The sequence below is a fragment of the Bradyrhizobium sp. 31Argb genome (assembly GCF_043638955.1).
Lineage (GTDB): Bacteria > Pseudomonadota > Alphaproteobacteria > Rhizobiales > Xanthobacteraceae > Bradyrhizobium.
This window is the reverse complement of the sequence record NZ_JBEGDB010000072.1, coordinates 22741-31524: the sequence shown is the minus strand read 5'-3', so window position 1 is coordinate 31524 and position 8784 is coordinate 22741. Positions and strand designations below refer to the sequence as shown.

8 protein-coding genes are annotated in these 8784 nt (G+C 64.6%); 6 read left to right on the top strand and 2 right to left on the bottom strand.

Annotation, left to right across the window (positions count from 1 at the left end; all coding sequences use genetic code 11):
- Positions 1–283: 283 nt before the first annotated feature.
- Positions 284–1546: a serine hydrolase domain-containing protein gene (locus tag AAFX91_RS16475; RefSeq protein WP_394567150.1), complete on the bottom strand. Its 1263-nt coding sequence runs from the start codon at positions 1544–1546 to the stop codon at positions 284–286.
- A gap of 98 nt (positions 1547–1644) precedes the next feature.
- On the opposite strand from AAFX91_RS16475, the gene AAFX91_RS16470 reads away from it, so the two are divergent.
- Positions 1645–2457 carry a lytic transglycosylase domain-containing protein gene (locus AAFX91_RS16470; protein ID WP_130584067.1) on the top strand — a complete coding sequence of 271 codons (813 nt, stop codon included), beginning with the start codon at positions 1645–1647 and terminating at the stop codon, positions 2455–2457.
- 159 nt (positions 2458–2616) lie between these two features.
- On the opposite strand, the gene AAFX91_RS16465 is transcribed toward AAFX91_RS16470, so the two are convergent.
- Positions 2617–3528 (bottom strand): DUF3313 domain-containing protein, encoded by a 912-nt coding sequence (locus tag AAFX91_RS16465; protein ID WP_245476818.1) that lies wholly within the window; start codon positions 3526–3528, stop codon positions 2617–2619.
- A gap of 363 nt (positions 3529–3891) precedes the next feature.
- Here AAFX91_RS16465 and AAFX91_RS16460 point away from each other — a divergent pair, with 363 nt between their 5' ends.
- The 5 genes from AAFX91_RS16460 to AAFX91_RS16440 all read left to right on the top strand — a co-directional run bounded on the left by AAFX91_RS16460 (position 3892) and on the right by AAFX91_RS16440 (position 8738).
- Positions 3892–4695 carry a crotonase/enoyl-CoA hydratase family protein gene (locus AAFX91_RS16460; RefSeq protein WP_130584010.1) on the top strand — a complete coding sequence of 268 codons (804 nt, stop codon included), beginning with the start codon at positions 3892–3894 and terminating at the stop codon, positions 4693–4695.
- A 1-nt stretch (position 4696) separates the two neighbouring features.
- Positions 4697–6274, top strand: coding sequence for a feruloyl-CoA synthase (locus tag AAFX91_RS16455; RefSeq protein ID WP_394567149.1), 1578 nt, complete (start codon positions 4697–4699; stop codon positions 6272–6274).
- A 29-nt stretch (positions 6275–6303) separates the two neighbouring features.
- Positions 6304–7065, top strand: coding sequence for an SDR family NAD(P)-dependent oxidoreductase (locus tag AAFX91_RS16450; protein WP_394567148.1), 762 nt, complete (start codon positions 6304–6306; stop codon positions 7063–7065).
- A gap of 9 nt (positions 7066–7074) precedes the next feature.
- Positions 7075–7494 (top strand): thioesterase family protein, encoded by a 420-nt coding sequence (locus tag AAFX91_RS16445; RefSeq protein WP_130584013.1) that lies wholly within the window; start codon positions 7075–7077, stop codon positions 7492–7494.
- Positions 7495–7586: 92 nt separating this feature from the next.
- A complete protein-coding gene (locus tag AAFX91_RS16440) occupies positions 7587–8738 on the top strand; it encodes an ABC transporter substrate-binding protein (RefSeq protein ID WP_394567147.1) in 1152 nt (383 codons plus the stop codon).
- The last annotated feature ends 46 nt before the right edge of the window (positions 8739–8784 follow it).

The window sequence follows — 8784 nt, the reverse complement described above, 5'->3', positions numbered from 1 at the left end:
GCGACCCGCCCCTCATTCGCGTGAGACGCGCGGAGTTAAATCACTGATTTGCCCGACGGCGAAAGCGGAATGTTTTTCGCGCGAGGGGTGGACAGACTTTTGGTGATTTGCCCGACGGGTTGATTTGTCGCATCCGTTGCATCCACATCGTCATTGCGAGCGGAGCGAAGCAATCCATAGCGCCCGCGTGGAGACATGGATTGCTTCGCGGAGCCCGTCATCGGGCGCGCGTTCGCGCGACCCGTCGGCTCGCAATGACGGAGGGGGCAACCGCCAGCGCGCCTCACCGCACCATGGCGCCGTAGACGATGTCCTGGACCTGCTCGCGGTAGTACTTCCGGAGCTCGCCCGGCGCCGCCGTTCCGACGACCACGACCAGGCGCTCCTTCGGATCGCAGAAGAACTGCGTGCCGTAGGCGCCGTTCCAGGTGAACTCGCCGGGGTTACCTGGGACCGCTGACAGACCTTCGCTCGTTCGCACTGCCACCCCGAGGCCAAAACTGAAGCCGCCGCGATGCGGCTCCACGTTCGCGACGTTGTTCTTGATCTCAGGCCCGAGGTGGTTGGAGGTCATGTGGTGCACCGTCTTGGGCCCAAGAATGCGTTTTCCCTCGAGCTCCCCGCCGTTGAGCAGCATCTGGCCGAAACGGAGATAGTCGCCGACGGTGGCAAACGCGCAGGCGCCGCCGCAGTCGAACTTGGTCGGCGTGTCGAGCAGCCTGATGCTCTGCGGCTTGCCCGTCAGCGGATCATTCGGAAACGGACGGGCAAGACGGTCGCGCTGCCCCTCCGACGGATGGAACGTGGCATCGTTCATGCCGAGCGGCTGCCACACATTCGAAGCCAGATAATCGCCTAGCCGCTGCGAGGTGACTTTTTCGATTACCGCGCCCAGCACGTCGATCGAGAAGCCATATTCGAACTCCGTCCCCGGCTGGTGCACCAGCGGCAGCTTCGTGATGCGATCGATGAAGGCCTGCGTATCGCCCTCGACTGCCGGCGCCGTGCCGTCAGGATAGAGGCGCGCGAGCGGGCTCGAGCTGTCCGGCCGTCCGCCGTACATGAGACCGGACGTGTGGCGATAAAGGTCATGAATGGTGATCGGCGACGCTTGCGCGTCCATCTTCAACGAACCGTCCACCTGCGGAATGCCGACCTTCATGTCGGCAAAGGCCGGATAATAGTCCGCGAGCCTGGCCTGCAGCGGCAGACGGCCCTGCTCCATCAGCGTCAGCCCGGCGACGGCGGCAAGCGGCTTGGTCATGGACGCCAGCGCGAAGACGGCATCGAGGGACATCGGTGTACCCTTGACCGGATCGAGCTGGCCATAGGCCTTGTAGCGCACGAGCTTGCCGTCCCGGGCGATCGCGACCACGGCGCCGGGCACCCGTTTCGCCGCAATCTCGCGGGCGAAAAAATCGTCCATCCGGGCCAGGCCCGGCTCCGAGAATCCGACGTCATCGGGCTTGGCCTCGGGCAAGGGCGCGGCATGTGCCATTTCGAGAGCGAAGCTGGCAGCCACGGCCGCGGCGATGAGCCTTTTCATGATTTCCTCCCGGGTGCGGATTTCGCCCGATTGTTATGCGATTTATGCGTCCACCCAATTTATGCTTAAATCATGTCTGCCGACCAACGGAGTTCGAGATGACCAGGAAACTTGCAACCGCCACCCTCATCACTTTGGCGACGCTCGCGCCTCTCGGCGGCATCGCGAAAGCCGCCCAATGCGGTAACGGCCCGGGAGGTTACGAGGCCTGGAAGGCGGAATTCGCTCGGGAGGCGAGCGGCAAGGGCATTGGACAGACCGGTGTCGCCGCCTTGATGCAGACGCACTATGCGAGCGCGACCATCGCCGCCGATCGCGGCCAGCGGAGCTTTGGCCTGTCGCTCGACCAGTTTCTCGCCAAGCGCGGCGCCTCGACCATCGTCGCGCGCGGACGATCGCTCAAGCAGTCCCACGCGGCGCTGTTCGCATCGATCGAGCAGCACTACGGCGTTCCGCCCGGGCCGCTGATTGCGATCTGGGGCATGGAGACCGGCTTTGGAAGCCAGCGCGGCAATCAGAACATGCTGTCGTCGATCGCCACCCTTGCCTATGACTGCCGCCGACCCGAATTCTTCACTGACCAGCTCTACGCGGCGCTGAAGCTGGTCGACCGGGGCGTGCTGTCGGGAGCCACGCGCGGCTCCATGCACGGCGAGGTCGGCCAGACCCAATTCATGCCCAAGAACATCCTGGCCTACGGCACCGGCAATCTCGACGTCGCCGCCAATGCGCTGAATTCGACCGCCAACTTCCTCAAGGCCCACGGCTGGCGCGCCGGCGCCGGCTACCAGCCCGGCGAACCCAACTTCGCGGCGATCGAAGCCTGGAATGCCGCCGGCGTCTATCAGAAGGCGATCGCGATCATGGGCCGGCAGATCGACGGCGAGGGCCGCGCGTCGGCGGCGCGGTGACGAATCGTAAGGGTGGGTTAGCCGAGCCACGGCCTCCGCTGCTTCAACACGCGAAGGCGGAAGGCGTAACCCGCCATCCACGGCGAGAGCGAATGGTGGGTTACGCCTTCGCCTTCGCTCTTCGGCGGACGCTAACCCACCCTACAAACCACGAGCTGACTACTGAGCCTGCGCGGTCGTGGTGCCCGCCTCGGGCGCCTTGTCGTTCCAATCCGGCGGCACGCCGATCGCTCCCCCGACCAGGCCCGCGATGCCCGGCTCGCGGCCGAATGCTTCGCACGCCGCATATTTCGGTGCGCCGCCCGCCCATGATTGGATGCGATCCATGGAAGGCGGTTTCCCGAGCCCTCCGAAAGGCGTTTTGCCGGTGACCAGCATCCGGCTGAAATCGTCGCCGAACGCGCTCGCCAGTTCGTAGGCGTCGCCCGACGGCGACACGCGCGCCGAACCGGAGAGGGCATTCGCGCCGCGCCCCCAGACCATGGCGCCTTCCTGCTTGCCGTCGCGCGCCCGCGCCTCCGCTTCGACCGACAGTGAGCCGAGGCCAATGGGAATGCGAGGGACCGGCACCGGTACGCCGGGAAGCAGCACGGTCTTGGCGATGGATGCCCCCTTCGATGCCGCCACCGCCTTTTCGTCGGTCGGCGTCATCTGCGTGATCCGCGAATGAACGGTGATATCCGCATCGTCGCTCGCGCCCACCACGGTGAAGCGTTCGCTGAGGCCGGCGCAAAGGGAGCGATCGATCGCGTTGGCGACCAATCTGCGCTCCTGATCCGTGATCCCCTCCACCCTTGCCTTCTCGGCAATCGTCGCGGGGACGATCCGCACGGTGCGTGCCGCCAGCACCTCATTCTCACGCACATAGAGCTTTGACTTCGTGAGCACGCCGTCGGAGGGCTGAAGCTCACTATATGACGTCAGCGAGCCTCCCTGGTCCAATGCCACCGTCGCACAGCCAGACATCAGGCAGGCCGCGGTCAACGCCGCCACACCCTGCAACGTGGCGCGACCGCACAAATTTCGCATCCGCCATCGGAGCACCTTCGGTAGCGGGCGATGAACGATCATCTGACAGTCCTGTTTCTGACGGCAATGCTGACGACCGTCAGATGCACGACCGATTGAGGCGGAGATATGCTCTCCTCAATACAGATCGATGATTGCGAAATCCTGTCGCAACCGCCGCCGGTATCGTGGTGGGATTGGCTCTGCCGCACCACGCTTGGGTCGTCCCTGCGAAAAGCAGGGACGACGTCGTAGGACGGGTAGGCCGCAGCGAAACCCATCATTCGCGCAGCTTGCTCCATCGCCGATGGGTTTTGCTGCGCTCTACCCATCCTACGGGATGCTCGCTCACGATGACGGCATCGTATTGACTCCCGGGCCGATCGTTATAAAATATAACTATTCTGGGAAGGAAACAATAAGACCATGGGAAACGCCGCCTCCGCCGCGACCGAGGATCGCGCGGCGCTGCTGAAGATCGAGAACAACGGCGCGGTCCTGACCGTGGGCCTCAACCGGCCGGCCAAGCGCAATGCGCTGAACGACGGCATCATGCTGGCGATCCAGGACTGCTTTTCCGACATCCCCGATGGCGTCGGCGCCATCGTCGTCCACGGCGTCGGCGACCATTTTTCCTCCGGCCTCGATCTGTCCGAGCTCTCCGAGCGCGACGCGACCGAAGGCCTGCAGCATTCGCAGATGTGGCACCGGGTGTTCGACCGCATCCAATATAGCCGCGTGCCCGTGATCGCCGCGTTGAGGGGCGCCGTGATCGGCGGCGGGCTCGAGCTTGCCTGCGCCGCGCATATCCGCGTCGCCGAACCTTCGGCCTATTTCGCGCTGCCGGAAGGCCAGCGCGGCATCTTTGTCGGCGGCGGCGGATCGGTGCGGCTGCCACGCTTGATCGGCGTGCCCCGGATGATCGACATGATGCTGACGGGACGAGTCTATTCCGCGACCGAAGGCGCGGCCTACGGTTTCGCACAATATCTGACGGACGCGGGCGGCGCCTTGCCGAAGGCGATCGAGCTCGCCGAGCGCATCGCGGGGAATGCGCCGCTGACCAATTTTGCCGTGCTGCAGGCGCTGCCGATGATCGCCGAAGCCAATCCGCAGACCGGGCTGTTGATGGAATCGCTGATGGCGACGGTGGCGCAGAGCGACAAGGAGGCGAAACGCCGGATCCGCGAATTCCTCGAGCACAAGACCGCGAAAGTGAAGCCGACCTGAGATGAGCGCCAGACCCGACATGTCAGCGTCAGTCAAATATGCCACCGCGCATCCGCTGCGCGCGATATCGTTCGGCAATCCCGCTGTTATCATCGAGCGGCGCGACGATGGCACGATCTATCTTCGCCCACGCAGCAAGCTCGTCGATTATCCGCAGCGCATCACCGATCGGCTGCATCATTGGGCCGCCACCGAGCCACACCGCGTGTTCATGGCAGAGCGCGCCGCGGGCGGCGCTTGGCGCGAGATCAGCTACGCGCAACTGCTCGATGCCGCTAGGCACATCGCCTCGGCGCTGATCGCCCGCGGGCTGTCGGCGGAAAAGCCGCTTGTGATCCTCTCCGGCAATTCAATCGACCACGCACTGGCGAAATTCCTGCTGACCTCCGGCTCGACCGGCAATCCCAAGGCCGTGATCAACACCCAGCGCATGCTCTGCGCCAACCAGGTGATGCTGCGCGAGACGCTGGCGTTCCTGAAGGACGAGCCACCTGTGATCGTCGACTGGCTGCCCTGGAATCACACCTTTGGCGGCAACCACAATATCGGGCTGACGCTGTTCAACGGCGGCTCGATGTATCTCGACGAAGGCAAGCCGATGCCTGGCGGCATTGAGGACACCGTGAAGAACCTCCGCGAGATTTCGCCGACGGTCTATTTCAACGTGCCCAAGGGCTATGAATCGCTGTTGCCCTATCTGCGCGACGATTCCGGCCTGCGTGCGAAATTCTTCGGCCGTCTGCATGCGATGTTCTTCTCCGGCGCGGCGCTGTCGCCCTATGTCTGGAACAGCCTCGACGAGCTCGCGGTGCGCGAGACCGGTTTTCGCGTGCCGATGCTGACCGGGCTCGGCGCCACCGAGACTGCCCCGTTCTTCATGTCGGTGCGACCCGACACCAGCCGCTCCGGCCATGTCGGCCTTCCCGTATCAGGCAACGAAGCCAAGCTGTTGCCGAACAACGGCAAGCTTGAGGTGCGCGCCAGGGGACCGAACGTCACGCCGGGCTATTGGCGCCAACCCGAATTGACCGCCGCGGCCTTCGACGAAGAGGGGTTCTACAAATTCGGCGATGCGCTGAAGCCGGCCAAAGCAGATGATTTCGATGCCGGCTTCGATTTCGATGGCCGCATCGCCGAGGATTTCAAGCTCGCGAGCGGCACCTGGGTCAGCGTCGGCCCGCTCCGCGCGCGCTTCATCGCCGCCTGCGCGCCGCTGGTGCGCGACGTCGTCATCGCCGGCATCAACCGCGACGAGATTTCCGCTATCGTGATCCTGGATCTCGACGGCTGCCGCGTCATCAACCCGGCGCTGTCAGCCACCGACATCGCGACGGCGGCGGCCGATCCCCTGGTCCGCGCCGCTTTCCGCGAACGCTTCGCCCGCTTCCTCGCCAGCGCCACCGGATCGTCGACCCGGATCACCCGCGCGATCCTGCTCGATGCGCCGCTCTCGATCGATCGCGGCGAGGTTACCGACAAGGGCTCGATCAACCAGCGCGCCGTGCTGGAGCATCGCGCGGCAGTGATCGAGGCGCTTTATGCCGACGTGCCGCCGCCGCACGTCATCACATTGAGCTGAATTCGAACTCTCGTTGTAAGGAGAAGACCATGCAGTTGAAGGATCAAGCCGCCATTGTCACCGGTGGCGCATCGGGACTGGGCGCCGCCACCGCACGCCGGCTCGCCGCGCAGGGTGCCAAGGTTGCAGTATGCGACCTCAACGCAAAGCTTGCCGAAAGCGTCGCGGCCGAGATCGGCGGCGTTGCCGTGATCTGCGACGTATCGGATGCGGCCTCAGCCGAAGCAGCGGTCGCGCAAGCTGCGACAGCACATGGCCCGGCGCGCATCCTGATCAACTGCGCCGGCATTGGCGTGGCCAAGCGCGTGATCGGGCGTGACGGCCCGATGCCGCTCGGCGATTTCGACAAGGTGATCAAGGTCAACCTGCTCGGCTCCTTCAACATGCTGCGGCTTGCGACCGCGGCGATGGCAAAGCTCGAGCCGCTGTCGACCGGTGAACGCGGCGTCGTGATCTCGACGGCGTCGATTGCCGCCTATGACGGCCAGATCGGACAGGCCGCCTATTCCGCTTCCAAGGGCGGCATCGTCGGCATGACGCTGCCGATCGCGCGCGAGCTCGCTCAGTTCGGCATCCGCGTGCTGGCGATCGCGCCCGGCCTGTTCCTGACTCCGCTACTTGCGGGTCTGCCACAGGAGGCCCAGGACTCGCTCGCCGCTTCGATCCCGTTCCCGCACCGGCTCGGCGACGCCGGCGAGTTCGCCTCGCTGGCGCTGCACATGATCGACAACCCCTACCTCAACGGCGAGGTGGTGCGGCTCGATGCCGCGCTTCGCATGGCGCCGCGCTGAGGTCTGCGCATGTTCGTGCACCGGCGCGATGTGCAGATCCAGTGGGGCGATTGCGACCCCGCCAACATCGTCTACTACCCGCGCTATTTCGCGATGTTCGACGATTCGACCTCGATCATGTTCGAGGCGGCCGGCTTCTCGAAACAGGACCTCGTGCGCATCTACGGCCTGGTCGGCATTCCCATGGTCGATACGCGGGCGAAGTTCTACATCCCGTCGACGCATGGCGACTGGATTACAATCGAAACGCGGGTGGAAAGCATCAAGCGCTCGAGTTTCGAAGTGACACACAAGGTGTTCAAGGGCGAGGCGCTGGCGATCGAAGCTTTCGAGACCCGCGTCCTCGTCGGCCGCGATCCGAACGATCCCGCAAAATTGAAGTCGGCGCCGTTCCCGCAGGAGATCATTGACCGTTTCATGAAGGGCTGATTTGAGTGCCCTGTTCTATTGACCTAAAGAAGGGGCTGGATTGGCCCTGCCAGTTGCTTACACCGATAAGAATAATTCCAAGGGAGGAATGAATGAGGAAGGCTTATCTCGCCGCTGCTTCGCTTGCTGCGGCGCTGGCGCTGCCGGGCACGCCGGCATCCGCGCAAAATAACGAGATCGTCATCGGCATCTCGATCTCGACCACGGGGCCGGCAGCGGCGCTCGGCATCCCCGAACGCAATGCGCTGGATTTCGTGCCGAAGGAAATCGGCGGCGTGCCGCTCAAGGTGATCGTGCTCGATGACGGCGGCGACCCGACCGCTGCTACCACCAACGCGCGGCGCTTCGTCACGGAATCGAAGGCCGACATCATCATGGGCTCCTCCACCACCCCGCCCTCGATCGCGGTCTCCACCGTCGCCAACGAGGCTGGTATCCCGCATTTCGGGCTGGCGCCGTTTCCGATCAACGACGCGCGCGCGAAATGGTCGGTCGACATGCCGCAGTCGATCCCGATCATGGGCAAGGTCTTGTACGAGCACATGAAGGCGCACGGCATCAAGACCGTCGGCTATATCGGCTATTCCGATTCCTACGGCGACCTCTGGTTCAACGACTTCAAGGCCCAGGCCGTGCCGATGGGCCTGCAGATGATCGACGAAGAGCGGTTTGCCCGGCCCGACACTTCGGTCGCGGGCCAGGTGCTGAAGCTGGTCGCCGCCAACCCCGACGCGATCCTGGTCGGCGCCTCCGGCACCGCGGCGGCGCTGCCGCAGACCGCGCTGCGCGAACGCGGCTACAAGGGCCTGATCTACCAGACCCACGGCGCCGCCAGCATGGACTTCATCCGCATCGGCGGCGCCGCGGCAGAGGGCGTCATCATGGCGTCGGGCCCGGTGATGGCGCCGGAGAGCCAGCCGGACAGCGCGCTGACCAAGAAGCCGGGGCTTACGCTCAACACCGCCTATGAGGCCAAGTATGGCGCCAACAGCCGCAGCCAGTTTGCCGGCCACTCCTACGACGCCTTCGAAGTGTTGAAGCGCGTGATCCCGGTCGCACTGAAGGCCGGCAAGCCCGGCACGCCGGAATTCCGCGAAGGCATCCGTCAGGCGCTGATGAGCGAGAAGGAAATCGTCGCCACGCAGGGCGTCTATAACTGGACCGAAAAAGACCGTTACGGTCTCGACGATCGCTCGCGGATCCTGCTCACGGTGAAGGACGGAAAATACGTCCCGGCGATGTGACGATGCGTGCGGCTCCGCATCCACGACTGTCATCACCCGCGAAGGC